This window comes from Micromonospora sp. NPDC005174, from assembly GCF_040608495.1.
Lineage (GTDB): Bacteria > Actinomycetota > Actinomycetes > Mycobacteriales > Micromonosporaceae > Micromonospora.
Genome location: NZ_JBEXIJ010000028.1, coordinates 70734 through 94554, shown reverse-complemented (window position 1 = coordinate 94554; position 23821 = coordinate 70734). Strand labels below are relative to the sequence as shown.

The following is a 23821-nucleotide window of genomic DNA, read 5'->3' as shown; positions in this document are numbered from 1 at the left end:
CAGGGTGCGCAGCAGCTCGCTCTTACCGGAACCGGTCGCGCCCACGATGAGGCCGTGCGGACCGGACCCGCCCTGCGCCGACTCCTTGTCTGGGTTGTCAGCTTGGCCAGGTGGTTGAGCTGGGTGGGGTCGGTCAGGGCTGAGCCGACCGCGACCACCCGTACGCCCGCGTCGAGGAAGGCCTCGGCGTTCGTCGCGTCGAGGCCACCCGTGGCGACGAAGCGGAGCTGCGGCAGAGGGCCGGCGATGGCCTTGAACCAGGCCGGCCCGAGGGAGATCGCGGGGAACGCCTTGAGCCACGTGAGGCCGTGCCGCAGGGCCTGCTGCGCCTCGGTGGGGGTGGCCACGCCGGGCAGGTGCGGCAGGCCGAGCGCGGCGGCGTCGTCGGCGACCGCGAGGTCCAGACCGGGCGCGACGGTGAAAGCGGCGCCCGCGTCGGCCGCCGCCGCGACCGTGTCGGCGTCGAGCACCGTGCCGGCCCCGACGATCCGGCCGCGCGCCGCGCCCGCCTCGACGGCGGCGCGCAGGGCGGGCACCGCGTCGGCGGTGGCGACCGGCACCTCCACGACGTCGATGCCCAGGTCCCAGGCGCGCTCCGCGAGCCGGACGGTCTCGGCGACCGGCAGGCCGCGCAGGATCGCCATCACCCGGGCGCTGCCGAAGATGTGCGCGAAGTCCGTTGTGGTCATGGTCCACTCCATCCGAGGTCGCGGGAGATCTGCCGGGTGGTGTCCAGCAGTCGGGGTAGCACGGCGCGCAGGTCGGCGAGGGTGGCCACCACGGTCGGCGCGGTCACCGAGACCGCGGCCGTGACCGCGCCGTCGGCCTGCCGGACGGGCGCGGCCACACAGGTGATCAGCGGTACGAACTCGCCGTCGTCGGCGGCCCAGCCCCGCTCGACGATGGCCGTCAGCTCCGCGCGCAGAGCTGCCGGGTCGCAGATGGTGGCCCGGGTGTACGCGGGCAGCGTGACCCCCTCGACCAGGTGCGCCAACCGTGACGGCGGGCTGTACGCGAGCACCACCTTGCCCACGCCGCTGGCGTGCAGGGGCGCGGTACGGCCGATCCGGGAGTACATGCGTACCTGACCCCGCGCCTCGATCTTGTCGACGTAGACGAGGTCGTCGTCGACCATCTGTGCCAGGTGGATGGTGTGCCCGCAGTCGCGGCCCAGCGCCGCCAGGTGCCCACGGGCCACCGCGCGGACGTCCAGGGAGTCCAGTGCCTGCTGGGCGAGGTCGATCAGCCGCAGGCCCACCGTCCAGCCGCCGTCGGTACGGCGTGCGAAACCGCCCGCCTCGAGGGTCTGCAACAGCCGCAGCGCGGTGGACTTGTGCACGCCCAGGTGGGCGGCCACCCCGCCGAGCTGCGCCGGTTCGCGCGCCAGGAATTCGAGCACGCGCATGGCCCGGTCGACGCCCTCGGACACCGCTCAGCCCTCGACCCGTACGCCGGTCAGGTCGGGCGGCGACCAGGAGCCGTCGAGCAGCCGGTCGAACCACGACGGCGGCGGCAGCGGCGCGCTGTCGCCGGTGCTGCCCAGCGCCTGCGCGGCGACGAGGTGACCGAGGCGCAGCCGTCGTGTCGGGTCGAGGTCACGCAGCAACCCGGCCAGGTAGCCGGCGGCGAACGCGTCACCGGCCCCGACCGGCTCCACGACGGAGACACGGGGAGCCGGGACGACGACCGGCTCGGCGTCCCGGAGCAGGGCGGTGGCGTCGACCGCACCGTCCTTGACGATCACCGTCTGCGGACCGGGCAGCAGTCGGCGTACCGCCGCCGGGTCGGTGGCCCCCCAGAGGGCGTACGCCTCGTCCTGCCCGACGAACACGACGTCGCTGCGGTCGGCGAGGTCGCGCAGCACGGGCGCGGCCCGTTCGGCGGGCCAGAGCCGGGCCCGGTGGTTGATGTCGAAGCTGACCAGCGCGCCCGTCAGCGGCCGGTCGGTCACCGCCTGCTCGACCAACGCCCGGCAGGAGGCCGAGAGCGCCGGGGTGATGCCGGACAGGTGCAGCACCCGCGCGCCGGCCAGCCGCGGGTCGGCCAACGCGCCGGAGTCCATCCGGGACGCGGCCGAGCCGGCCCGGTAGTAGTGCACGGCGGTGGACGAGGGGCCGGGGTCCTTGACGTACAGGCCGGTGGGGGCGCTCGGGTCCACCGTCACGAGGTCGACGTCGACACCGGCGTCGGCGACGTGCCGGACGACCGCCCGGCCGAAGGGGTCGTCGCCGACGCGGCTCACCCAGGTCACCCGGTGGCCGAGCCGCGCCAGGTAGCCGGCCACGTTGGACTCCGCGCCGCCGACCGAGAGGTCGACCCGCTCGGCGTGCTCCAGCCGCTCACCCACGGGTGGGCAGAGCATCACCATCGTCTCCCCCACCGTGACCACCTCGGCCGGCGGTGGACCGGCCGAGGTGGCCGCGCGGTCGGGTCGGGGTTCGCTCGGCATCGCGGCGCACGTCCTCGGTGAGGGGTCCGGGGTCCCGCCGAGCCTAGGCGCGTTGTGCCACGCGAGCAACCCGTTGCGGAGAGCGCAACGGCGATCAGGGCAGGGTCAGTCCGTACGCGGCCAGCACCTCCGCGATCGGCTGGTAGTAGGTGGTGCCGCCGGAGGTGCAGTTGCCGCTGCCCCCGGAGAGGATGCCGAGGATGGTGCCGGTGGACGCCACGTACAGCGGCCCGCCACTGTCCCCCGGCTCGGCGCAGATGTTGGTGCGGATCAGCCCGTAGATCACCCCGGTGGCGTAGTTGACGGTCTGGTTGAGACCGGTGACGGTGCCGCAGCGAACCCCGGTCGTGACGCCACTGCGGCACACCGCCTGACCGACGTACGCGGTGCCGGGGCCGTTGATGGTGAGCAGCCCGGGGTAGGTGTAGACGGCGCTCGGGTGGGCGATCCGGCCGGTGTAGCGGATCAGGCCGTAGTCGTCGCCCGGGTAGTTGGTGGCGGTCCGGGTACCCAGGACTGTCGTCTGCGCGCTGTCGGTGTACCAGGTGGCCGCGGTGGTGGTGCAGTGGCCCGCGGTGATCACGTAGTAGGTGCTGCCGCTGCGCGCGTTCGCGCCGAGTGAGCAGCGGCCGCCGCCACCGTAGATGCCCTGACCGGCGGCGATCAGGGTGCGCAGCGTGCCGGGCTCCCGGCGCAGCAACGCGCCGGCGCGGTCGGCCACCGTCCGCAGCCTCGCCACGTCGGTGGGCGCCACCGTGTCGTCGACGGTGACGATCATCCGGCCACTGGCCGGGTCGAGCCCCCAGGCGGTGCCCGGCGTGCGTACCCCGGACAGGACGCCGACCGGATCGGACCCGGCACGGTCGGGGAGGGCGGCCTGCGCCGCGCCCGGCGCGACGAGCAGCAGGGCGGTCAGGACGAGGACGACGAGCGGGGAACGGCGCATCCGAACCTCCGACAGAGATCGAGATCGATGGATGTCGACAAGCGTCGCCCGGGGCGCAGCGCCGTGGCAACCTCCGATCGCCCTCTTCCCCGCTCCGCGGGAATCGCCGATCCGGGGACGGACCGCGCGGCCGCCGCCGATAATCTCCAGGACACGGCGGGAGGCCGGGCATGACCACCGGAGGCACCGCGGCGCTGGTACGCCGGCCGGACGGGTCGACCCGGGCGACGCTGCTCGAACTGCTCTTCGACGTGGTCTTCGTGGCCGCGCTCGCGCAGACCTCGACTCTGCTCGCCGACCAGCGGTCCTGGGCCGAGAGCGCGTCGGTCGCGCTGATGTTGACCGCGATCTGGTGGACGTGGTCGGTCACCACCACCACGACCGAGTTCTACGACCCGCAGCAGCGCCCGATCCAGGCCATCCTGATGATCGCCATGGTCGGGTCGGTCGGGATGGCGGCATCGCTGCCGATGATCACCAGAGGTGAGTCGCTGGCCTTCGCACTCGCCTACGTCGGCACCCACGTGACGCGCGGCATCATCCTGGTCAGCGCGTTGCACCGGCTGCGGCATCGCGCGGCGATGGCCCGCGCCACCCGGTTCCTGTTCTGGTTCCTGGTGTCCGGCGTCCTCTGGATCGTCGGGTCACTCGTCGATGGCGATCGGTGGTGGATCTGGACCACGGCGATCGCCATCGACCTGCTCTCCGCGGCGGCGCGCTATCCGACACCGTGGCTCGGCCGGGTGCCTCTCGACCAGTACGACCGGACCACCGCGCACCTCGGCGAGCGGTACCAACAGTTCACCATCCTGGCCCTCGGCGACATCATCCTGGTGCCCACCCTGGAACTCAGCCGCAGCGAGTTCGACAGCGCCAGGATCGCCGCGCTGCTCTGTGCGTTCGCCATCATGCTGCTGCTCTGGCAGGTGTACGTCTTCCGGGCCGGCGAGTTGCTCGAGACGGCGGAGTCCTCGGCGCCCGGCCGGTCCACCCGGATCGCTCCGTACACCCATGTGGTGTTGCTGGTCGGCGTGGCCGTCACGGCGGCCTCCTTCGACCTGGTCGTCAACCATCCGACCGGAACGACCCCGGCGCGGTGGCTGATGCTGATCATCGGCGGGCCACTGGTGTTCGTGATCGGCCGTGCGCTGTTCGCCTACCTGGTGTCCGCCCACGTGCCGTGGCGACGAGTGGCATTGCAGTCACTGCCTCTGCTGCTACTGCCCTGGGCCGGTGGCTGGCCACCGGTGGCGGTCACCGCGATCGTGGCCCTCGCGCTCGCCGGGCACGTCCTCATCCCCGGGGCCGGCGGCCGGGAGACCACGCGAGGGCTCCGCCCGCGAGGGCTGACCGGCTGACCCCTCGACCGGTCAGGCGAGGTGTCGACCGACCCACTCGGCGAGATCCCGGGCGCAGTCGTCGACCGACTCCCGCCAGGTTCGGGCCGCGCCCTCCCCCGCCTCGTCGCTGACCTGCTTGACCAGCCGGCACGGCACGCCCGCCTGCGCGGCGGCCCAGGCCACCGCGTACCCCTCCATGTCCACCAGGTCGGCGCGCTGCGCCAGCCGGTCCCGCGCGTCGTCGTCCGCCACGAACGTGTCACCGGTGGCCAGCACCGCGCCCTCGGCGGCCAGCGAGAGCGGCGCGCCGTAGGTCTGACCGGTGAGGGTGCGCAGCAGGGCGGTGTCCAGGTCGTGCTGGAGCACCGTGGCGACTTCGTGGATGCCCGTCCAGCCGGGGCGCAGCGCGCCGGCCGTGCCCAGGTTGAGCAGCAGGCTGGGGCGCGGCCCGGCGGCCAGCACCGCCGCGACCGCGCTGGCGGCGTTGACCTTGCCCATGCCGGTGAGCAGCACCGGCAGCTCGTCCGGCAGGTAGCGGGCCTCCTCACCGACGGCGAGCACCACCAGCGGACGATCGGCGCGGACCACACCTCGGAGAATCACCGCAGCATCCTACGGGCGGCGGCCGGCGGCCACCCGACAGCCGACGGCCCGGCCGCTCAGTCGTCGGCGAACCGGTACAGCACGAAGTCCCGGTCCGCCCCGCAGGCGATGACGCGGGTGTTCCACGAGCAGGACGCGCTGCGTACGTCGACGAGCTGACCCAGCTCGTCGACCTCGCCCGACTCCGCCCACACCCCGGCGACGCTGCGGCTGTCCGCCACCGTGCTGGTCGGCTCGGCGAAGACGAGGAGGTTGCCGCCGTCCAGCCGGGCCGCCACGCCGGGACGTCCCGCCAGCACCGCCGTGCCGGCGGGACCGAAGAGGCTGACCGTCGGCTTCGGGTACTCCCGCTGGGCGAGCACCTGCTCACCGACCGCCACCAGGCCGGTCACGCCCGGCGCCGACCAGGACACCGGGGCCTTGCCCTCGGTCGCCGCCACCACCTCGGTGCGCTCGGCGTCGCCGTTGCGCACCTGCACCAGACACGCCCGCCGCTCGCCGCAGGCGACAAGCGCCTTCGGCCGGTACTCCACGTTCCCGGCCCGGTACAGGACCACCGGCGCGGCGTCGGACGTCAGGTCGTACGCCAGCAGTTGGTACCCGCCGTCGGTGGGGGTCACGTAGAGCCGATCCTCGTACGCCACCACCAGGTCGTCGAGGTCGGCGACGTTGCCCCACTCGCGCAGCACGTCGCCGGAGCCCATGTCGAGCAGCCGCGCCGACCGGTCCGCCCCGAGCTGCACGAGTCGCCGGCCCTTGCCCGTCCACGGGTCGCGGGCAGCGCCGTCGAGGAAGGCCGGCCCGCCCGCCGCCGCGTCGGTGTCCACCGGCCGGACGACGGTACGCACACCGCCGTACTCGTCACGCGGGTTGGGCCTGCTCCACCTGTCGGTGCCGTCGGCCAGCTTCAGGCCGACCAGCCGCCCGGCGGCCCGGTCCACCAGGACGGCGGTGTCGTCGGAGAAGTAGACGTCGTCGTCGCCGCGGACCGACCGGTGCCAGCGCTGCGCGCCCGAGCGACCGTCCAGGACGGCCAGTTCGCGTGGGGTGCTGTCGCCAGGCGCGTCGGCGAGGACCGCGACCGCCCCCGGTACGGCGACCAGGCCGGCCCAGTCGTCGGACGTGACGTCGGTCTGCCTGCGCCACAGCTCGTCGCCGGTACCGGTGTCGACGGCCACCACCTCCAGCCGGTCGTCGGGAAGCCCGAACCCGAGGTAGGCCCGGTCGCCGAGCACCGCCGTCCACATGTCGGTCGGCCGCTCGACACCGGCGGACGGCCTGGACACCTCGCGCAGCGGCCCGAACTCCAGGTCCGGGTAGCGGTCACGGAGGAGGTAGAGCGTCGCCGCGGTCGCCACCCCGGCCAGGGCGAGCACCGCGCCGAGCACCACCCAGCTGGTCCGCCGCCAGGTCGTACCGCCGGGTGGGGTGGGTGTCGGCGTGCCGACCGGGGTGCTCGCGAGGGCCGGCGGCTCCGGCACGGTCGCCGGCGGCCATTCCGGACCGCCCGCCGTCGGCGCGGGTTGCGACGGCACGGTCGCCGCAGCCGGCGCGGAGGGGCCCGCGACAGCCGGCGCGGGTGGCCCGGCCGGGGGCGGTACGGGTAGTGCGGGCGCGGCGGCCTGCCGACCCGCGTACGCCGGCAACGCCCGGCGCAGTGGAAGGTCCGTCAGCGCACCCTCGGCGACCGGCAGTTCCGGCTGGTCCAGGACCGTCGGGGCGACGCCCAGCTCGGCGTGCAGCATCCGCCCGACCAGGGGAATCCGCGACGAGCCGCCCACCAGGAACAGGCCGGCGAGCTGGTCGGGGCGTAGGCCGGCGGCGGCGATGACCTCCCGGGCCCGCTCCACCGCCCGACGCAGCAGCGGCGTGAGCACCCGCTCGACGTCCTCCCGGGTCAACCGCACCGCCTCGGCCACCCCCGGCACCGCGACCGGGGCCACCGTCGAACGGGACAGCGTCTCCTTCGCGCCGCGTACCTCGTCCCACAGCCGGACCTGGTCGCGGCGCTGCGCCGGGTCCGCCGGCCGGACCAGCCGGGCCCACCGTCGGGCGTGCCGCTCGCCGAGCAGCTCGCCGACCCGCCCCACCAGCGCCGCGTCCAGGTCGAGACCGCCCAGGTCGGGTAGCCCGCCGTCGGCGACCACGCGGAAGCCCGAGTCGCCCCACGGGTCGGCGCCCTCGTTGCGCAGCACCGCGACGTCGAGCGTCCCACCGCCGAAGTCGAAAACCGCCAGCGCGCCGCCGACCGGCACCGGCCGGTGCAGCACCTGCGCGTAGTAGCGGGCGGCGGCCACCGGCTCGCGCAGCAGCCGGGTGCCCGGCGGCGTCGGCCCGGCGAGGGTGTGCTCGGCCGCCTGCGGCCAGCCCGCCCGCAGCAACGCGTCGGCGAGCACCTGCCGACGGGCCTCGTCCCACGCCGCCGGGCACGTCAGCACGGCCGGAGGCAGGAAGCCGACGGTGTCCACGGCGGCCCGCCCGACGGCGGCCAGCACCGCGGCGAGCAGCTCCGCCGGAAGGTACACGCGGTCGCCCAGCCGTACGCCCGCCTCGTCCACCCGTCGCTTCGGGTTCGCCTCGAACCGGGCCGGGTCGGCCTGCGCCAGCCGTCGGGCGTCCCACCCGACGTGCAGGGTGCCGTCCGGGTCGGCGTACACGGCGGACGGGCTGACCGGCTGACCGTCCATCAGCAACGCACGCGTCCGGCCGTCCGGCCACCGCAGCACGGCGACCGTGTTGGACGTGCCGAGGTCGACACCGAGGGCGAAACCCTCGTGCTGGCCTGCCATCTGCCGCTACCTCCGCCGGGACACGGGAAACCCAGCCCCGCATGGTACGCAGCCCACGCCGGCGGCCTGAGCGGTCGGTCAGCCTGCGATCGGTGGCGGGTGGACGGGCGTCCGTCACGTTCGGGACGGTCCCGAACGTGCGCCGCCGTTGTCGCGACGATCGGGCTCGCAAAAACTGAGCGGTGTCCAGCGATCGCGCCGGCACGAGCAAGACACGCGACGATCGCACCCGCTCCCCACATCGAGGACGGATCTCGTGCTGAAGCGTCTACTCGTCGCACTGACCCTCGCCGCGACAGCCAGCACCCTGGTGGCTGGCACGGCGGCGGCCGCCCCGACATACCCCGGGCAGGTCACCTGCCCCACGGGCGACTACCAGCTCTGCATCAACGGCGGTCCAGGCAACTTCACCATCAGCGGCCGGACCTTCTCCAACCATCAGAACGCGATTCTGCTCACGAACGTCTCGAAGGTCACGATCAGCGGCAACACGTTCACCAGGCTCAGCGGGCCCAAGGGCTTCGCGGGCGTCCACGTCAAGAACTCGTCCGGCATCGTGATCAAGAACAATGTCTTCTCCCGTCTGAGCAACAAGGGGAACATGCACGGGATCTACCTCGTCAACACCACGGGCAGCCGCATCACCGGCAACACGTTCTCCTCCATCACGGGTGACCCGGTACGAATCCGCAACGGCAGCAACAACACCACGGTCAGCGGCAACACCTTCGTCAAGTCCGGCACCTACGCCGTCTTCAGCGAGTGGAGCGACCCGGCAAAGGGCGAGAAGGTGTGCAGTCGGGGAAGCACCTTCAAGAACAACAGGTACGGGACCGCCTACTCGGGCAAGTCGATAAAGCTGATCCGCTGGGGCGGCAAGGGCAGCGGCACAAACCTGAGCTGGAGCAACTGCACGACGGCGAGCATCACCAACAAGGGTGGCAACACCAAGGGTTGAGCGCCGTCGAACCCCGGCCTCGGCGGTAAGCAAACCGCAAGATCTGGGCAATCGCCGTTCGCATCCGTGCTGGCTAGGCTGGCTGCGGGGAGGTGGCCGGTGGCGCAGCGGGTGCTCGTGGTCGACGACGACCGGACCGTCAGTGACGTGGTCTGCCGCTACCTGGAACACGCCGGGTACGAGGTGAGCCACGTCGGTGACGGTCTGGCCGCGCTCGAGGCCGTCCAGGACCGGCCGCCGCACCTGGTCGTCCTGGACCTGATGCTTCCGGGGCTGGACGGGTTGCAGGTGTGTCGGCGACTGCGGGAGCGGCCGGACGGCGTACCCATCATCATGCTGACCGCCCGCGGCGACGAGGCGGACCGCGTGCTCGGGCTGCAACTGGGCGCCGACGACTACCTGGGCAAGCCGTTCTCGCCGCGCGAGCTGGTGCTGCGGGTCGGTTCGGTGCTGCGCCGGGTCGGCGAGCCGGCCGCGCCGGCGGCCGAGCTGCTCACCGACGCGGGGTTGGAGGTGGACACCGGGCCGCGGATCGCCCGGCTGCACGGCAGGGAGCTGGCCCTGACGCTGCGCGAGTTCGACCTGCTGACGCACCTGATGCGGCATCCGACGCGGGCGTTCAAGCGCGCCGAGCTGCTGGAACGCGTGTGGGGCTGGAACTTCGGCGACCAGTCCACGGTGACGGTGCACGTCCGGCGACTGCGGGAGAAAATCGAGGACGACCCGGCCGAGCCGCGACGGATCGTCACGGTCTGGGGCGTCGGCTACCGGTACGAGCCGACCGATGCGTGACCTGGCGCTGATCTTCGCGGCGGCGCTCGCGGCCGCGCTCGGCGTGGGCCTGCTCGGCGCGCTGACCCTGCGGCTGCTACGACACCGGTCGATCACCGTGCACGTGTGCGTCCTGCTCACCATCACCGTGGTCGCCGTGGTGGCGGGGGTGGTGGTCGTCGCCCAGGCGATGTTCCTGTCCCCCCACGACCTCCAGGTCGTCCTGCTCACGGTCGCCGCGGCGGCGGTCGTGAGCCTGGGGGTGGGCTGGTACTTCGGGCGTCGGCTGGCGGCGGCCGCGGTGTGGGCGGCCCAGGCCCGCGAGCGGGAACGCCGGGTCGAGAAGGGCCGCCGGGACCTGGTGGCCTGGGTGTCGCACGACCTGCGCACACCGCTGGCCGGCCTGCGCGCGATGGCCGAGGCGCTGGAGGACCGGGTGGTCGACGACCCGGCGACGGTCGCGGAGTACCACCGGCGCATCCGAGTGCAGACCGACCGGATGACCCGCCTCGTCGACGACCTGTTCGAGCTGTCCCGGATCAACGCCGGGGCGCTGCGCCTGACCCTGTCGGCGGTGCCGCTCGGCGAGGTGGTCTCCGACGCGTTGGCCGGCACCGCGCCGCTGGCGAAGGCCCGCCGCATCCGCCTGGTGGCCGCCGAGTCGGGTTGGCCCACGGTGCTGGCCAGCGAACCCGAACTGGCCCGGGTGGTGGGAAACCTGCTGCTCAACGCCGTGCACTACACGCCGAGCGACGGCACGGTGCGGGTGGACGCCGGGTGTGAACGCGACGCCGCCTGGCTGGCGGTCGCGGACACCTGCGGCGGCATCCCCGAGGACGACCTGCCCCGACTGTTCGACGTGGCGTTCCGGGGCGAGCCGGCCCGGACGCCGCGCGCCGGTGGGGAGGGCTCCGGCGGACTGGGGCTGGCGATCGTGCGCGGGCTGGTCGAGGCGCACGGCGGCCGGGTGGACGTGCAGAACGTCGTCGGTGGCTGCCGATTCGTGGTACGCCTGCCAACGGCCTGACGCCCGTGCCCTCAGCGGCTCGCCCGCAGCTCGCCGAACCAACGCCGCCCCTGCCGGAAGACGTCCCGCACCACCATCGCGGCGGCGTCGGCGACCGGGTGCACCGCGTGCGCGTCCAGCCGGGCCCAGCGGAACGCGGGACCGAGCAGCACCCGTCCGGCCCCCTGCTCGGCGGCCACCCGGGCCTGGCCCTGCCACAAGCCCGCGCCGGGCGGCTCCAGCTCGACCAGGACCGTGCCACCCGGTGCGAGCAGCTCCCGGCAGCGGCGCAGCAGCGCGACCGGCTCGCCGCCGATGCCGATGTTCCCGTCGATCAGCACCACGTGTGCCCACCGGCCCTCGGCCGGCAGCGGTCCGAACAGGTCGCCGTGCACCGCCACCGCGCCACGGGCGCGCGTGAGTCGCACCGCCGTCGCGGAGACGTCGACACCGACGGCGGTCAGACCGGCCCGGGTGAGCGCGACGGTGAGCCGCCCCGGCCCGCACCCCAGGTCGAGCGTCGGGCCGCCACAGCGGGCGACGAGACCGGCGACCGCCGGTTCGGCCGCGCCGTGCCAGCGGTCCACGGGAAGTCGGCTGCGGACACCATCGCCGTGCACCAGCCACCGTCGCGACGTGAGACGGTCGGTGGCGAGCGCGGTGGCGAAGGGATCCGCCGGCGATTCGTCGTACCCTCGGGTCGCCGTCGGCGGCGCGGACGGCGACCGTACGGGCGGCGCGACGTCCACCGGGGCGGTGTCGACGGGGTTCACCGCCGGCCCTCCGGCAGCAGGGTGAGGCGGACCGCCGCGACCTGTCGGGCGAAGCGCCCCTCGGGCACCTCGACGGCCACCGCGAGGGCGTCCGGCCACTCGTCGACGTCGCGCAGCACCGGCAACGGCGCGGTACGCAGACCGTGTCCCGTGAGGGCCGCCCACGTGTCGTGACCGGTGTTCGGGGTCGACATGGACACGTCGCGCAACACCCGGGCGTGCCTCGGGTCGCGCAGTCCCAACGACCACCAGCCTCCGTCGTGCGCCCGGCCGAGCACCGCGTCGGCGGCGCGCAGCCCCGCCACCGCCGCCGCCAGCCGGGCCGGTGTCACCTGCGGGGTGTCCATGCCGATCTGCACGACCGGCTGCCCGGGGTACGCCGCCGCGACCTCCGCGTACGCGTTGGCGAGCCGGTCGCCGAGCCCGACGCCGCGCTGGTCCAGCACCGACCAGCCGGCCAGCGCGGCGGTCAACGCGTCGGCGTCCTCGGCTTCGGCCAGACGACCCGACCAGGCCAGGACGGGAGTGACGCCGGGGGTGGCGCGGACGGCGTCGAGGGTGTCGCGCAGCGCGGCGGCGGCGATCCGGGCCGCCTGGGCGGGCGTGACAGGTGGGCAGAGCCGCGTCTTCACCGCCCCGGCGACCGGCGCCTTGGCGACCACCAGCAGAACGGTCACCGGGGGCCGTCCACGGTCCGCAGCACGCCGGCGAAGTCACGGGTGGCGCGCAGGGTGCCTCGCACCGAACCGGACACCTTGGACCGGGTGCCGGCGGCCCGGGGCGCGTAGGTGACGTCCATCTCGTGGATGCGCCAGCCGGCGGCGGCGGCGCGGATCAGCAGTTCGAGGGGGTAGCCGAAAGCCCGGTCGGTGACGCCGAGGTCGAGCAGCGCCTGGCGGCGGGCCACCCGGATGGGGCTGAGGTCCCGCAGCGGTACGCCCCGACGGCGCAGCAGCGCGGCGACCAGCGCCGTGCCGGCGCGGGCGTGCCACGGCCACACCCCCGCCCCGACCGGTCGACGCCGGCCCACGCTGAGGTCGGCCGTACCGGCGGACACCGGCGCGACCAGGGCCGGCAGCTCGGCGGGATCGAACGACCCGTCGGCGTCGAGGACGCACACCACCTCCGCGTCGGCGGCCTCCAGACCGGCGTGCACCGCCGCGCCGTAGCCGCGCCGCGGTTCGTGCACCACCCGGGCGCCGTGCCGGACGGCCACCTCGGGCGAGCCGTCCCGCGAGCCGTTGTCCACCACGATTGCCCGGTAGCCGGGCGGCAGCGCGGTGAGCACGCCCGGCAGGGCAGCTGCCTCGTCCAGGCACGGCAGCACCACGTCGATCTCAGTCGGCATACCGCCGACGCTAGGACGGCACCTTCGCGGCGGAGGCCGAATGTGCTTACCGAACCCTTACCACCCGGGCATTTCTTACCGTCCGGTGACAGGCCGCCGATTGGCGAGCGCGAGGACGGGCTGCCGCCGTACCGTCCGTTGGTCATGGCCTTGACCACCGCTCTCGCCGCCGCCCCCGGGCGGACCCCACCTCGCCGCCACGCCGGGGACCTCCTGGTCCTGGGCATCGAAGCGGCGCTGCTCGGCGTCGCCGTGCTGGTGGGAGCCCTGCTCAACGCGCACGACGCCGGGCTGCACGCGGACGCCGCTCCGCTGTACGCGACGTGGCGGCCACACGTCGGCTGGGGCAGCCCGGCGGCGCTGGTGGTGGCGGTCGTGGTGGTGGGGTGGGGCGCGCGGTGGGCCCGCACGGCCCGTTGGGGTGCCCTGTTGGCTGCCGCGTGGCTGGCGGCGGTGGCCTGGACGCTGTCGTTGGCACTGGTGGACGGCTGGTCGGCGGGGCTGACCCGGCGGCTCACCCCGCAGGCCGAGTACCTGCACGAGGTCCCCGGGGTGACCGACATCCCGGCGATGCTGGCCGATTTCACCAGCCGGATCGTGGACTTCCAACCCGACTCGTGGTCCACCCACACCGCCGGTCACCCGCCGGGCGCGTTGCTCGTCTTCGTCTGGTTGGACCGCGTCGGTCTGGGCGCAGGCACGGCCGCCGCGCTGGCCTGCGTACTGCTCGGCGCCACGATCGCGGTCTCGGTGCCGGTCACCCTGCGCGCGCTCGGCGCGCCCGACGCGGCCCGCGCGGTGATCCCGTTCCTCGTGCTGCTGCCCGGGGCGGTCTGGGTGGGCGCCTCGGCCGACGGCATCTTCGCCGCCGTGGTCGCGGCCGGCCTGGCACTGCTGGCCGTCCGTGGCCGCGTCGCCGCGCTGGCCGGTGGCGCGGTGCTCGGTTTCGCGCTGCACCTGTCGTACGGATTCCTCCTCGTCGGTGTGCTCGCGCTGACCGTGGTGGCGCTGCGCCGTACCCACCGTCTGAGCGCGCTGCTCGCCGCCGCCATCGGTGTCGCGGCCGTCACGGCGGTGTTCGTCGCCGCAGGTTTTTCCTGGTGGGACGGCTACCACCTCGTCGTCCAGCGGTACTACCAGGGCTGGGCCGCCGACCGCCCCTACGCCTACTGGGTGTGGGCCAACCTGGCCGCGCTGCTGCTCAGCGCCGGCCCGGTCCTGGGGCCGGCGCTGCGCCGCGCGCTGACGGCCGCGCCCGGCTGGCGGGCCGGCGGTCGGCTGGGCTTGCCTGCGGCAGCAGCGGTACGCGCAGCCGGGCCCACGGTGCTGCTACCGCTGGCGGCCCTGGTGGCGGTGCTCGGCGCGGACCTGTCCGGGCTGAGCAAGGCGGAGGTGGAGCGGATCTGGCTGCCGTTCGTCGTCTGGCTGCTGGTGTCCACGGCCCACCTGCCGGCAACTTCGCGGCGCTGGTGGCTGGCCGCGCAGGCGCTCACCGCGCTGGCCGTCAACCACCTGGTCTGGACGGTCTCCTAGAACCGACGCACGGGCCCGGGGCAACGCACGGACGGCACGGGCAGCGCGAGAGCGCAGGCGCGAAGAGCGGCGGTCATGTGGGCAGGGCCAGGGCACGGCCAATGCGGACAGCCGCTGGCCCCTGCCACTCCGTTGAGCGTGATGCCTGTGAGGCATATTGATGCCTCACAGGCATCACGCTCATTGTTGGTGCCGCCTCGCTGGGCGCACCACTATCGGCGGCGGCCACGAGCCGGCGGCGGCTTACGTCGGTCCGGTATGGCTGGACACGGCACGTTCGGGGCCGGTGGCGCGCGACCGAGTGATGGCCGACGGACATCAGCAACTGGGCCGCGGCCAACAGGCAACAGGGGACGGCGGGCAACAGGCCGGGGCGGCAGGGCGTGCGGGGGCGGGTGTCAGCCTGCTACGGCGGCTGGTTCGCGTAGCGGATCGGTGGCAAAGCCGGCCACGCCTTCGGCGAAGCCGACCCGGGCGGTGTAGCCGAGCATCTCCGTGGCCCGGCGCGGGTCGGCGACCACGTGCCGTACGTCGGCCGCGCGAGCCCCGCCCACGACCTGCGGGGTCGGCCCGCCCATCGCGTCGGCCAGGGCGACCGCGAGTTCTCCGACGGTGTGCGGCTCCCCCGAGCAGACGTTCACCGGCATCAGGGTGGCCGGCGGCAGGCCGTTGGTGAGCGCCAGCAGGTTCGCCCGCGCCACGTCGGTGACGTGCACGAAGTCCCGCCGCTGCCGGCCGTCCTCCAACACGCGAGGGGCCACGCCGGCCGCCAGCGCCGACCGGAAGATCGACGCCACTCCGGCGTACGGGGTGTCGCGGGGCATCCGGGGGCCGTAGACGTTGTGGTACCGCAGCGCCCACACCGTCCCGCCGGTCTGCCGGGCCCAGGCGGCGGCCAGGTGTTCCTGCGCGAGCTTGCTGGCGGCGTACGTGCTGCGGGGCTCCAGCGGCGCGTCCTCGGGTACGAGCACCGGGAGAAGCCCTCGGTCGCAGTGGGGACAGGTCGGGTCGTACCGGCCGGCCTCCACATCCTCGGGTCGCCGTGGCGCGGGCCGCACCGTGGCGTGCTCGGGGCAGGCGTAGCGCCCTTCGCCGTACACCACCATGGAGCTGGCCAGCACCAGACGGCCGATCCCCGCCCGGTGCAGCGCGGCCAGCAGAACCGCCGTGCCGTAGTCGTTGTGCGTGACGTAGTCGGGGGCGTCCGAGGGGTCGAGGCCGTGACCGACCATCGCCGCCTGGTGGCAGACCGCGTCCACACCTGACAGCAGCCGGTCCAGCAGGGCGCCGTCGCGGACGTCGCCGTGGACCACCTGGTGCCCGCGGGACCAGGTGGGCAGTTCCCCGCCGTGCGCCTGGGGCAGCAGCGCGTCCAGCGCCACCACCTCGTGGCCCTGCTCGACGAGCAGGTCGACGACCTGCGACCCGATGAACCCGGCCGCGCCGGTGACCAGTACGCGCATGTCGGCCACGGTAGGGCCGTCCGGATGCCCGGCGGGCCGGTTCGGCGGAGCCGTAAGGAGTTCGCAACAGCTCGGCGGGCGGCTGCGGCGCGGTAAGCGTTCGGTAATGGAGTAAACCCGGACCCGTCGTACGTCTGCCGTCTAACCTGCCGACAGTGCACGAGGAGGGAGCAGCGAGTGCCCGTAGGCAGATCCGGCCCGCGCGTCGACGGGGACCGGGCGTCGGACGTGGACGGCTATGGCGCACCGCGCCGGCTGTGGCGAGGGCTGGCCCGGCACCGCCCACCCGGTGTGGACGCGGCGGAGCGTGCCTGGCGCAGTCCGTTGCGCGGTCCCTGGCTCACCGCCGTCTACGGCTCGGCGCTGCTGGTGGCGCTACCACTGGTGATCATCACCGGGCTGCTCGACTATGCCGCCTACGGCCCCGGGTTCGACCAGGCGTTCCCACAGGGCGTGGGGTGGCTGCGGCTGCCGGTCTTCGACTGGCCGACCCGGCCGTCCTGGCTGTTCCGCCTCACGCAGGGGCTGCACGTGACGCTCGGAATCGTGCTCGTCCCGGTGGTGCTGGGCAAACTGTGGTCGGTGCTGCCGAAGCTGTTCGACTGGCCGCCGGCCCGCTCCCTGGCGCAGGTGCTGGAGAGGCTGACCCTGCTGCTGCTGGTCGGCGGGATCCTGTTCCAGATCGCCACCGGCCTGCTCAACATCCAGTACTCGTACGTGTTCGGCTTCGACTTCTACACCGCCCACTACTTCGGTGCCTGGATCTTCACGGCGGCCTTCGTGGCTCACGTGATCATCAAGTTCCCCCGGTTGGTGACCGCGCTGCGGTCCCGTCCGCTGGGCGCGGAGCTGCGCACCCCACGTGCCGCGACGCGACCCGAGCCGCCCGACCCGGACGGCCTGGTCGCCGCCGACCCCGGCCCGGCGACCGTGAGCCGGCGCGGAGCGCTGGGCCTGGTGGGCGGTGGGGCGCTGCTGTTGGCGGTTCTGACCATCGGGCAGAGCCTGGACGGCCCGCTGCGGCGCACGGCGCTGCTGCTGCCCCGGGGGCGACAGCCCGGCACCGGGCCGAACGGCTTCCCGGTCAACCGCACCGTCGCCGCCGCCGGCGTACGCCCCGAGCAGACCGACGCGAGCTGGCGGCTGACGCTGCGCGGTGGCGGCCGGAGCGTGAGCCTGGACCGGCTGGCCCTGTTGGCCCTGGCACAGCACACCGCCGCGCTGCCCATCGCCTGCGTCGAGGGCTGGTCGACCCGGCAGACCTGGACCGGCGTCCGTCTTCGGGACCTGGCCGCCCTCGCCGGGGTGCCCGACCCGGCCTCGGCACGGGTCTCGTCGCTGGAGCAGGCCGGGCTGTTCCGCACCGCTGTGCTCGCGGCCAACCAGGTGCTCGATCCTGATTCGCTGCTGGCCCTGCGGGTCAACGGCGTCGACCTCGCACCCGACCACGGCTACCCGGCCCGGATCATCGTGCCCGCCCTGCCGGGCGTGCACTGCACCAAGTGGGTCGCCGAGATCGACTTCCGGGGGCGGACCGATGGGTGAGCGGGTCAGGCCGACGCAGGGGCCGGCCGGGCGGACCGCGCGACTGCGGGCCGCCTACGGCGCCGCGCCCTGGTACCTCGTCCTGGTGACGGCGGTCATCGTCCTCGCCGGCTGGGTGGCGCTGCGGCTCGCCCAGGAGGCGACGTTCGGCCGGATGCTGCTCTGGTTCGTCGGCGCGGTCATCGCCCACGACCTGGTGCTGTTTCCGGTGTACGCGAGCGTCGACCGCGTGCTGCGCGCGGTGGTACGCGGCCGGGTCGCCCTGCTCAACCACCTGCGGGTGCCGGCGCTCGGTACGGCGCTGCTGTTCGTGGTCTACGCCCCGGGCATCCTGCGCTGGGGCGAGACGACCCACGAGGCGGCCACCGGCCAGACCCAACGGCCGTACCTGCTGCGCTGGCTGGCGCTCAGCGCGGCACTGTTCCTGCTCAGTGCACTCGCGTACGCGCTGCGACGTCGTCGTCAGTCGTCGGGGCAGCGGTCGGAGAGCGCGTAACGCAGCAGCACCACGTCGCCGATCGGGCGGGCCTCGGCCAGTCGGGCGCGGCGGCCCGGGTGCCAGGGGAAGGTCCCCTCGCCGACGAAGCGGGGCGCCCGGCGGTCGCCGACGAAGAACGGGGCGACGACCAGGTGCAGCTCGTCGGCGAGGCCTGCGGTGAGGAACTGGGCGTGCACCGTTCCACCACCTTCGACCATCAGGCGGCGCACCCCCCGCGCCGCCAGGTCGGCGAGGATCCATCCGAGGTCGACAGGCTCTCCCCCGTCGACCACGGTGGCCAGCGCGCCGACCCGTTCCCGGGTCTTGTCCAGCGCGCCGCTGGCACAGTAGACGAGCCGGGTGGAGTCGCCGGCGGTGAAGAACCGGGCGGTCGGGTCGAGGTCCCCGCGCGCGGTCAGCGTCACCTTCGTGGGCGAGGCGGGCCGGCCGCGCGCCAACCGTTCGGTCCGCCGCGACGCGGACCGCACCAGCAGGCGCGGGTCGTCGCGGCGGACGGTGGCGGCGCCGACCAGGATCGCGTCACAGTCCGCCCGGACCGCGTCGACGCGGTCGAGATCGTCGTCGTTCGACAGCAGCAGGCGCTGGTCGGAGGCGTCGTCGATGTACCCGTCGATGGAGGTGGCGCAGCTCAGCAGCACGTACGGCCGCGGCGACGCCGTTGGGCAGCTCACCGGGAGACGGGCCGGTCGGGGGTACGCTCCGCCTGCGCCTCCGCCGCCTCGGTCTCCGCCGCCTTGGCGGCCTTCGCCGCGAGGTACTCGGCGTTCGCCGGGGAGAGGAAGACGCTTGTGGGTACGCGTTCGACGACGTCCACGCCCAACCGGGTCAACTGCTCGGCCTTGTCCGGGTTGCTGCTGAGCAGACGTACGCGCGGCACGCCCAGGGTGGCCAGCATCTGCGCGGCGGCGCTGTAGTCGCGCTCGTCCTCGCCCCGGCCCAGCGCCACGTTGGCCTGGTAGGTGTCCAGTCCGGCGTCCTGCAGGGCGTACGCGTCGAGCTTGGCGTACAGGCCGATGCCGCGGCCCTCCTGCCGCAGGTAGAGCAGGAAGCCGCCGGTCTCGGTGATGCGCTGGACCGCCTCGCGCAACTGCGGTCCGCAGTCGCAGCGTTGACTGCCGAACACGTCCCCGGTCAGGCACTCGCTGTGCGGGCGGACCAGCGGCGGCTCACCACCGTCGGCGAGCCGGTCCAGCGCGCCGGCCCAGTCACCCAGACCGAGGGCGAGGTGTTCCCGACCGTCCACCAGCCCCTTGAACGTGAAGACCCGGACGGTGGTGCTGTAGCCGTCGGGGAACGCCAGGGGCACCGTGACCTGCGTACGGACCGTGGCGACGGGCAGTGCTTCGGGCATGGGGCTCCTTTGTCCGGCGCCGTCCTCGAACGGCGACGCGTACCGTCTCACCACTGACTCAACAGTCACCGCGCAAGGCGGCTTCCCGAGCGGTGGTGGGATTGCGGGCTCGCCGGGCGAGCAGCACGGCCGCGCCGGGCAGGCTGGCCACCAGCACGAGGGCGCCGTAGACGGTGGCGGTGGCGACGCCCTCGGCCGCGCTGAGGCCGGCCGCGCCGAACACCCAGGCGGCCACGCCCTCGCGGGGACCGAAACCCGCGACGTTCAGGGGCAGACCCATCGCCAGCAGGGCGAGCAGGGTCAGTGGCAGCAGCCGTGCCAGTGGAGCGTCCGACCCGGCGGTCCGTGCCGCCACCAGGAAGGTCGCCAGGTGACCGGCGACCATCACGGCGGAGGCGACCAGCACGCCCAGCCAGGTCCGCCGGGCCAGCAGCCCGGCCCGCACGTCGGCGACGGCGGTGCGTACGCCGCGTGCCCACCGGGACCGGCCGGTGCCGGGCAGGAGGCGCGCCAGCAGCACGACGGCCAGGCCGGCCACGGCCAGCAGGGCGGCGGCGGCCGGCAGGTACTGCCGCACCGGGGACGGGAATGCCGCGAGCACCACCAGGGCGACACCCACCAGGACAACCTGACCGGCGGTACGCTCCCAGACCACTGCCCGGATGCCCCGGCTGACGTCGCCGGCGTCGCGGCCGTGACGCACCGCCCGGTGGACGTCCCCGAGCACACCGCCGGGCAGTGTGGCGTTGAGGAACACCGCCCGGTAGCAGTGCGCCACCGCGGTCGCCAGCGGCAGCCGCACGCCGAGTCCACCGGCGACGAGGCTCCACCGCCAGGCCGCGCAGACGGTGGTGAGCACGCCGATGAGCAGGGCCGCGGCCAGCGCTGGCGCGTCGATCAGCCGTACGCCGGCGAGGAACGCGCCGCCGCCCACCTGCCACAGCAGGACGGCGAGCAGGCCCGCCCCGCCGACCACTCGTGCCCAGGCCCACACCATCGACGCCGGTCCTCCCTGAAGATCGTCCACTCCCTCTAGTGCACGTACCCAGGGTGTCGATGGTTCATCCACCCGCCAGAAGGTCCAGGTGTTCGACCAGTACGCCCAGCCCGCCGGCGGCCGCCTCGGCCAGTCGACGATCGGCGTACGCGCGGGCCGGGCCGGCCAGTTCGGGGCGTTGCTCGCACGCCGCGCCCAGCCAGCCCCGGAACCACTCGGCGGCCAGGTCGGCCTGGCGGGGGCCGAGCCGCCACGGGCTGGGTCGCTCCCGCACGGGTACGCCCCGCCGGGCGAACGCGGCGGCGGTGACGGCGGCGGCGTCCGGGCCGAGTAACCGGCGGCCGTCGACGGTACGCCGCTGGTGCTCGTTGAACGCCTCCTCGACGGCGGCGTCGAACGGGTCGGCCGGGGTGAGCCGGACCCGACCGGTCACCGACACCGCGAACAGGGCGGGGCGGCCGGCGTCGACGCAGGCCGCGACCACCCGTTCGACCTCCTCGGCGGTCAACATGTCCAGCAGCGCGGACGCGGTGACCAGCGCGCCGTCGGACAGGTCGGCGGCGCTCAGCCGGGTCAGGTCGCCGCAGCGGGTGTCGACGGTGACCGGCGCTCCGTCGGCGGCGGTCAGCCCGGCCATACCGTCGGCGGCACGGGCCAGCAGGTCGGCGTCCCGGTCGTGCAGCACCCAGTGCTGCGGTCCGCTCAGCCGGGCGGCGAGCCAGCGGCTCATCGAGCCGGTGCCGCTGCCCAGGTCGTGGATCAGGATCGGGTCGTGGCAGCTCAGCCGGGGCCGGACGGCGTCCACCAGGTCCTCGGCGCGGGCCGCCGCGTCGGCCGGTTCGCGCAGACGCAGCCAGTCGGCGAACGGCAGGGTCTCCTCGACGGTCACCCCGTCACCTCCTCGAGCACGGCGGCCAGCCGCGCGGTCGTCGTCGGCCAGTCGGTCAGGGTGTCACGGCGGGCGAGCGCGGCGCGGCGCAGCCGGGATCGCAGCTCGTCGTCGCCCAGCCACCGACTCAGCGCGCCGGCCAGGGCGGCCGGGTCGTCCGGCGGGACCAGCAGACCGGGCACGACGCCGTCGGGACTACTGCCGAGCGCCTCCGGCAGACCCCCGACCTCGGTGCCCAGCACCGGCACGCCACGCGCGAGGGCCTCGGTGACGACCATCCCGTACGTCTCGCCCCGCGACGGCAGGACCAGCAGGTCGGTGGCGGCGTACGCGGCGTCGAGCGCCGGGCCGGTCAGCGGGCCGGCCATCCGGACCCGTTCCGACAGGCCGGCGCCGGCGAGCCGGTCGCGCAGTCGGTGCACCAGCTCGGGTTCCCGGGTGAGCGTGCCGGCGCAGACCAACGTCCAGGGCGTCTCGGCCAGCACACACAGGGCGTCGACCAGCACGTCGTGGCCCTTGTGGCGGGTGACCGCGGCGACGCAGAGCAGCCGGTCACCGGCTGCGCTGCCGGGAGGCGCCGGTGGTGCGGGCGTCACCCCGGGCGGCGCGACGTGGACGCAGTCGGCCGGCAACCGGTGGCGGGCCAGCAGGCGACGGCGCGTCCACGCGCTGGTGGTGACGACGGCCCGAGCGGTGGCCAGCGCCCGGCCCTCGGCCTCGTCGTCGAGCGGCATGTGCACCAGCAGGACGAGGCGCAGCCGTGTCGCGTGCGGGGCGAGCAGGTCCGGCACGGCCGAGGCGACCAGGCCGTCGACGAGCACCACGGCGTCGTCCGGCGCGGCGGCGAGCAGCCGGGCCAGCGCGGCACACGCCCCGGGGTCGGGATGCGGCCAGGCGCCGGGCACCTGGTGCTCGTGCACCAGCCATCCGCGCTCGCCGAGCCCGGAGCAGACCCTCCGGTCGTACGTGTTGCCGCCGCTGGGCGCGCCCGGGTCGTCGATGTCGCCGGGTAGGACGACGTGCACCGTACGTGGACGCGGGCCGTCGATCCCGACGGCGGCGTGGGCCGGCGTCGACCGGCCCGCGTCGGTCACAGCGACCGCTCGTAGCTGGCCCAGGCGACGTGTGACTCGTGCAGGGTGACGGTGATGCCGGCCAGCTCACGGGCACCGGCGCCCAGCTCGCCGGCGTGCACCCGCTCGGCCAGGCGGTCGGCGACGGTACGGGCCAGCACCTCGGTCGTGGTGTTCATCCCGGCGAACGCGGGCTCGTCGTCCAGGTTGCGGTACGACAGCTCCCCGACCACGGCCCGCAGCTGCTCGGTGGCGAGGCCGATGTCCACGACGATGCCGTCGTCGTCCAGGTCGGGCCTGCGGAACGTCGCGTCCACCACGAACGTCGCGCCGTGCAGGCGCTGGGCCGGGCCGAACACCTCGCCCCGGAAACTGTGGGCGATCATCATGTGATCCCGAACGGTCACGCTGAACACGGTCACTCCCCGTCGTCGTAGGTGATGAGGTGGCAGAGCGCGGGCAGGTCGCCCGTGCTCAGTCGGGCGAGTACGTCGGGCAGCTCCGTGAACCGGGACGCGCCGGTGATCAGCGCGTCGAACGCCGGGTCGTCCAGCAGGTCCAGGGCCAGCGCCAACCGGTCGGTGTAGCTGCGGCGGCCACGCCGCGCGGGCGCGACCATGCCGACCTGGCTGCTGCGCACGGTCAGCCGTCCAGAGTGGAACGCCCCACCGAGGGACACCTGCACCTGGCGGTCGCCGTACCAGCTCAGTTCGATCACCGTGCCCTCGGGCGCGAGCAGGTCCAGCGCCTGTTGCAGGCCGGCGGACGTGGCGCTGGCGTGCACGACCAGGTCCCGGTCGCCGGTCGCGTCGGCGGGTCGCGCAAATCGGACGCCGAGCGCTCCGGCCACCCCGGCCCGGCGGGCGTCGGTGTCGACCAGCTCGACGTCCACACCGGGGAACCGCGCCACCAGCGCCGCGACGCAGCAGCCCACCATGCCCGCGCCGATCACGCTGACCCGGTCGCCGAGCAGGGGCGCGGCGTCCCACAGGGCGTTCACGGCGGTCTCCACCGTGCCGGCGAGCACGGCACGGGCGGGAGGCACGTCGTCCGGCACCGGCACGACGGCGGTCGCCGGCACGACGTACGCGCTCTGGTGGGGGTGCAGGCAGAACACTGTACGCCCGAGCAGCTCCGGCGGGCCCTCTTCGACCACCCCGACGCTGAGGTAGCCGTACTTCACCGGGCCGGGGAAGTCACCCTCCTGGAACGGAGCGCGCATCGCCGCGTACTGGTCGGGGGGCACCCGGCCGGCGAACACCAGCGTCTCGGTGCCTCGGCTGACCCCGGAGTAGCGCGCCCGGACCAGCACCTCGTCGGGGCCCGGAACGGGCAGCGACACCGGCCGGATCTCCGCCGCGCCGGGCTCGCGCACCCAGCAGGCGTACGCCTCGCGGATCACCCTCGCACACCTCACCTTTTGTCCCGGTCGAACCGAACGGCCCTGATTTCCGTGTTCCCTGTCGGGGTCGTCGATCATAAACACGG

The 23821-nt window shown here is 74.3% G+C and carries 24 protein-coding genes and 1 pseudogene; 7 read left to right on the top strand and 18 right to left on the bottom strand.

Going from position 1 to position 23821, the window contains the following annotated elements; translation table 11 throughout:
• The 5 genes and pseudogenes from ABZU91_RS25720 to ABZU91_RS25700 form a co-directional block, all read right to left on the bottom strand.
• A partial coding sequence (locus ABZU91_RS25720) for a hypothetical protein (protein WP_355245390.1) occupies positions 1-45 on the bottom strand: 45 nt, incomplete at its 3' end.
• A gap of 134 nt (positions 46-179) precedes the next feature.
• A pseudogene (locus tag ABZU91_RS25715) lies at positions 180-644 on the bottom strand (bifunctional 4-hydroxy-2-oxoglutarate aldolase/2-dehydro-3-deoxy-phosphogluconate aldolase); the annotation flags it as partial.
• A gap of 41 nt (positions 645-685) precedes the next feature.
• Entirely contained in the window at positions 686-1429 is a 744-nt protein-coding gene (locus ABZU91_RS25710) for an IclR family transcriptional regulator (RefSeq protein WP_355245371.1), read from the bottom strand.
• 3 nt (positions 1430-1432) lie between these two features.
• Positions 1433-2449, bottom strand: coding sequence for a sugar kinase (locus ABZU91_RS25705; protein WP_355245368.1), 1017 nt, complete (start codon positions 2447-2449; stop codon positions 1433-1435).
• Between the two features lie 94 nt (positions 2450-2543).
• Complete coding sequence (locus ABZU91_RS25700) at positions 2544-3395, bottom strand: S1 family peptidase (protein WP_355245365.1); 852 nt, start codon at positions 3393-3395, stop codon at positions 2544-2546.
• A 170-nt stretch (positions 3396-3565) separates the two neighbouring features.
• Here ABZU91_RS25700 and ABZU91_RS25695 point away from each other — a divergent pair, with 170 nt between their 5' ends.
• Positions 3566-4753 carry a low temperature requirement protein A gene (locus ABZU91_RS25695; protein WP_355245362.1) on the top strand — a complete coding sequence of 396 codons (1188 nt, stop codon included), beginning with the start codon at positions 3566-3568 and terminating at the stop codon, positions 4751-4753.
• Between the two features lie 12 nt (positions 4754-4765).
• On the opposite strand, the gene ABZU91_RS25690 is transcribed toward ABZU91_RS25695, so the two are convergent.
• Together ABZU91_RS25690 and ABZU91_RS25685 are read right to left on the bottom strand one after the other, a co-directional pair.
• Positions 4766-5338, bottom strand: coding sequence for a nucleosidase (locus ABZU91_RS25690; protein WP_355245359.1), 573 nt, complete (start codon positions 5336-5338; stop codon positions 4766-4768).
• A 56-nt stretch (positions 5339-5394) separates the two neighbouring features.
• Complete coding sequence (locus tag ABZU91_RS25685) at positions 5395-8127, bottom strand: Hsp70 family protein (RefSeq protein WP_355245356.1); 2733 nt, start codon at positions 8125-8127, stop codon at positions 5395-5397.
• A gap of 256 nt (positions 8128-8383) precedes the next feature.
• Here ABZU91_RS25685 and ABZU91_RS25680 point away from each other — a divergent pair, with 256 nt between their 5' ends.
• The 3 genes from ABZU91_RS25680 to ABZU91_RS25670 all read left to right on the top strand — a co-directional run bounded on the left by ABZU91_RS25680 (position 8384) and on the right by ABZU91_RS25670 (position 10883).
• The gene (locus tag ABZU91_RS25680) at positions 8384-9085 is read left to right on the top strand and encodes a right-handed parallel beta-helix repeat-containing protein (protein WP_355245353.1); all 702 of its coding nucleotides are present in this window, start codon (positions 8384-8386) and stop codon (positions 9083-9085) included.
• A gap of 99 nt (positions 9086-9184) precedes the next feature.
• On the top strand, positions 9185-9877 hold the full coding sequence (locus ABZU91_RS25675) for a response regulator transcription factor (RefSeq protein ID WP_355245350.1): 693 nt from the start codon (positions 9185-9187) through the stop codon (positions 9875-9877).
• Positions 9870-10883, top strand: a complete 1014-nt coding sequence (locus tag ABZU91_RS25670) for a HAMP domain-containing sensor histidine kinase (RefSeq protein ID WP_355245347.1) — start codon at positions 9870-9872, stop codon at positions 10881-10883. Before ABZU91_RS25675 ends, ABZU91_RS25670 begins: the two co-directional genes overlap by 8 nt.
• Before the next feature lie 11 nt (positions 10884-10894).
• Here the strand turns inward: ABZU91_RS25670 and ABZU91_RS25665 are convergent, their stop codons facing one another.
• The 3 genes from ABZU91_RS25665 to ABZU91_RS25655 form a co-directional block, all read right to left on the bottom strand.
• Complete coding sequence (locus ABZU91_RS25665; RefSeq protein ID WP_355245387.1) at positions 10895-11485, bottom strand: class I SAM-dependent methyltransferase; 591 nt, start codon at positions 11483-11485, stop codon at positions 10895-10897.
• Positions 11486-11631: 146 nt separating this feature from the next.
• A complete protein-coding gene (locus ABZU91_RS25660) occupies positions 11632-12312 on the bottom strand; it encodes a DUF2064 domain-containing protein (protein ID WP_355245344.1) in 681 nt (226 codons plus the stop codon).
• Entirely contained in the window at positions 12309-12983 is a 675-nt protein-coding gene (locus ABZU91_RS25655) for a glycosyltransferase family 2 protein (RefSeq protein ID WP_355245341.1), read from the bottom strand. The genes ABZU91_RS25660 and ABZU91_RS25655 overlap by 4 nt, the downstream gene beginning before the upstream one ends.
• Before the next feature lie 144 nt (positions 12984-13127).
• On the opposite strand from ABZU91_RS25655, the gene ABZU91_RS25650 reads away from it, so the two are divergent.
• Positions 13128-14516 carry a hypothetical protein gene (locus ABZU91_RS25650; RefSeq protein WP_355245338.1) on the top strand — a complete coding sequence of 463 codons (1389 nt, stop codon included), beginning with the start codon at positions 13128-13130 and terminating at the stop codon, positions 14514-14516.
• Positions 14517-14914: 398 nt separating this feature from the next.
• Here ABZU91_RS25650 and ABZU91_RS25645 read toward each other — a convergent pair whose 3' ends face one another.
• Positions 14915-15979 carry an NAD-dependent epimerase/dehydratase family protein gene (locus tag ABZU91_RS25645; RefSeq protein ID WP_355245335.1) on the bottom strand — a complete coding sequence of 355 codons (1065 nt, stop codon included), beginning with the start codon at positions 15977-15979 and terminating at the stop codon, positions 14915-14917.
• Positions 15980-16156: 177 nt separating this feature from the next.
• Between ABZU91_RS25645 and ABZU91_RS25640 the strand changes: the two genes are divergently transcribed.
• Both ABZU91_RS25640 and ABZU91_RS25635 read left to right on the top strand, forming a co-directional pair.
• On the top strand, positions 16157-17524 hold the full coding sequence (locus ABZU91_RS25640) for a molybdopterin-dependent oxidoreductase (protein ID WP_355245332.1): 1368 nt from the start codon (positions 16157-16159) through the stop codon (positions 17522-17524).
• Positions 17517-18020: a hypothetical protein gene (locus tag ABZU91_RS25635; protein ID WP_355245329.1), complete on the top strand. Its 504-nt coding sequence runs from the start codon at positions 17517-17519 to the stop codon at positions 18018-18020. Before ABZU91_RS25640 ends, ABZU91_RS25635 begins: the two co-directional genes overlap by 8 nt.
• Here ABZU91_RS25635 and ABZU91_RS25630 read toward each other — a convergent pair.
• From ABZU91_RS25630 to ABZU91_RS25600, 7 genes are all read right to left on the bottom strand, one after another.
• Positions 17987-18694: a dihydrofolate reductase family protein gene (locus ABZU91_RS25630; RefSeq protein ID WP_355245326.1), complete on the bottom strand. Its 708-nt coding sequence runs from the start codon at positions 18692-18694 to the stop codon at positions 17987-17989. The genes ABZU91_RS25635 and ABZU91_RS25630 overlap by 34 nt on opposite strands.
• Positions 18691-19374, bottom strand: coding sequence for a GTP cyclohydrolase II (ribA, locus tag ABZU91_RS25625; protein ID WP_355245323.1), 684 nt, complete (start codon positions 19372-19374; stop codon positions 18691-18693). Before ribA ends, ABZU91_RS25630 begins: the two co-directional genes overlap by 4 nt.
• 58 nt (positions 19375-19432) lie before the next feature.
• Positions 19433-20371, bottom strand: a complete 939-nt coding sequence (locus tag ABZU91_RS25620; protein WP_355245383.1) for a lysylphosphatidylglycerol synthase transmembrane domain-containing protein — start codon at positions 20369-20371, stop codon at positions 19433-19435.
• A gap of 64 nt (positions 20372-20435) precedes the next feature.
• Positions 20436-21260: a class I SAM-dependent methyltransferase gene (locus ABZU91_RS25615; protein WP_355245320.1), complete on the bottom strand. Its 825-nt coding sequence runs from the start codon at positions 21258-21260 to the stop codon at positions 20436-20438.
• Positions 21257-22309: a glycosyltransferase family 4 protein gene (locus ABZU91_RS25610; RefSeq protein ID WP_355245380.1), complete on the bottom strand. Its 1053-nt coding sequence runs from the start codon at positions 22307-22309 to the stop codon at positions 21257-21259. Before ABZU91_RS25610 ends, ABZU91_RS25615 begins: the two co-directional genes overlap by 4 nt.
• Positions 22310-22350: 41 nt before the next feature.
• Positions 22351-22749 carry a 6-carboxytetrahydropterin synthase gene (locus ABZU91_RS25605; protein ID WP_355245317.1) on the bottom strand — a complete coding sequence of 133 codons (399 nt, stop codon included), beginning with the start codon at positions 22747-22749 and terminating at the stop codon, positions 22351-22353.
• A gap of 2 nt (positions 22750-22751) precedes the next feature.
• Positions 22752-23735, bottom strand: a complete 984-nt coding sequence (locus tag ABZU91_RS25600; RefSeq protein WP_355245314.1) for a dehydrogenase — start codon at positions 23733-23735, stop codon at positions 22752-22754.
• Between the last annotated feature and the right edge of the window lie 86 nt (positions 23736-23821).

Excerpts from the sequence above, each read along its gene's own strand:
- ABZU91_RS25670 (WP_355245347.1), top strand. The coding sequence starts at position 9,870 with ATGCGTGACCTGGCGCTGATCTTCGCGGCGGCGCTCGCGGCCGCGCTC.
- ABZU91_RS25685 (WP_355245356.1), bottom strand. The coding sequence starts at position 8,127 with ATGGCAGGCCAGCACGAGGGTTTCGCCCTCGGTGTCGACCTCGGCACG.
- ABZU91_RS25650 (WP_355245338.1), top strand. The coding sequence starts at position 13,128 with ATGGCCTTGACCACCGCTCTCGCCGCCGCCCCCGGGCGGACCCCACCT.
- ABZU91_RS25695 (WP_355245362.1), top strand. The coding sequence starts at position 3,566 with ATGACCACCGGAGGCACCGCGGCGCTGGTACGCCGGCCGGACGGGTCG.
- ABZU91_RS25705 (WP_355245368.1), bottom strand. The coding sequence starts at position 2,449 with ATGCCGAGCGAACCCCGACCCGACCGCGCGGCCACCTCGGCCGGTCCA.
- ribA (WP_355245323.1), bottom strand. The coding sequence starts at position 19,374 with ATGCCCGAAGCACTGCCCGTCGCCACGGTCCGTACGCAGGTCACGGTG.
- ABZU91_RS25645 (WP_355245335.1), bottom strand. The coding sequence starts at position 15,979 with ATGCGCGTACTGGTCACCGGCGCGGCCGGGTTCATCGGGTCGCAGGTC.
- ABZU91_RS25635 (WP_355245329.1), top strand. The coding sequence starts at position 17,517 with ATGGGTGAGCGGGTCAGGCCGACGCAGGGGCCGGCCGGGCGGACCGCG.
- ABZU91_RS25700 (WP_355245365.1), bottom strand. The coding sequence starts at position 3,395 with ATGCGCCGTTCCCCGCTCGTCGTCCTCGTCCTGACCGCCCTGCTGCTC.
- ABZU91_RS25655 (WP_355245341.1), bottom strand. The coding sequence starts at position 12,983 with ATGCCGACTGAGATCGACGTGGTGCTGCCGTGCCTGGACGAGGCAGCT.
- ABZU91_RS25620 (WP_355245383.1), bottom strand. The coding sequence starts at position 20,371 with ATGGTGTGGGCCTGGGCACGAGTGGTCGGCGGGGCGGGCCTGCTCGCC.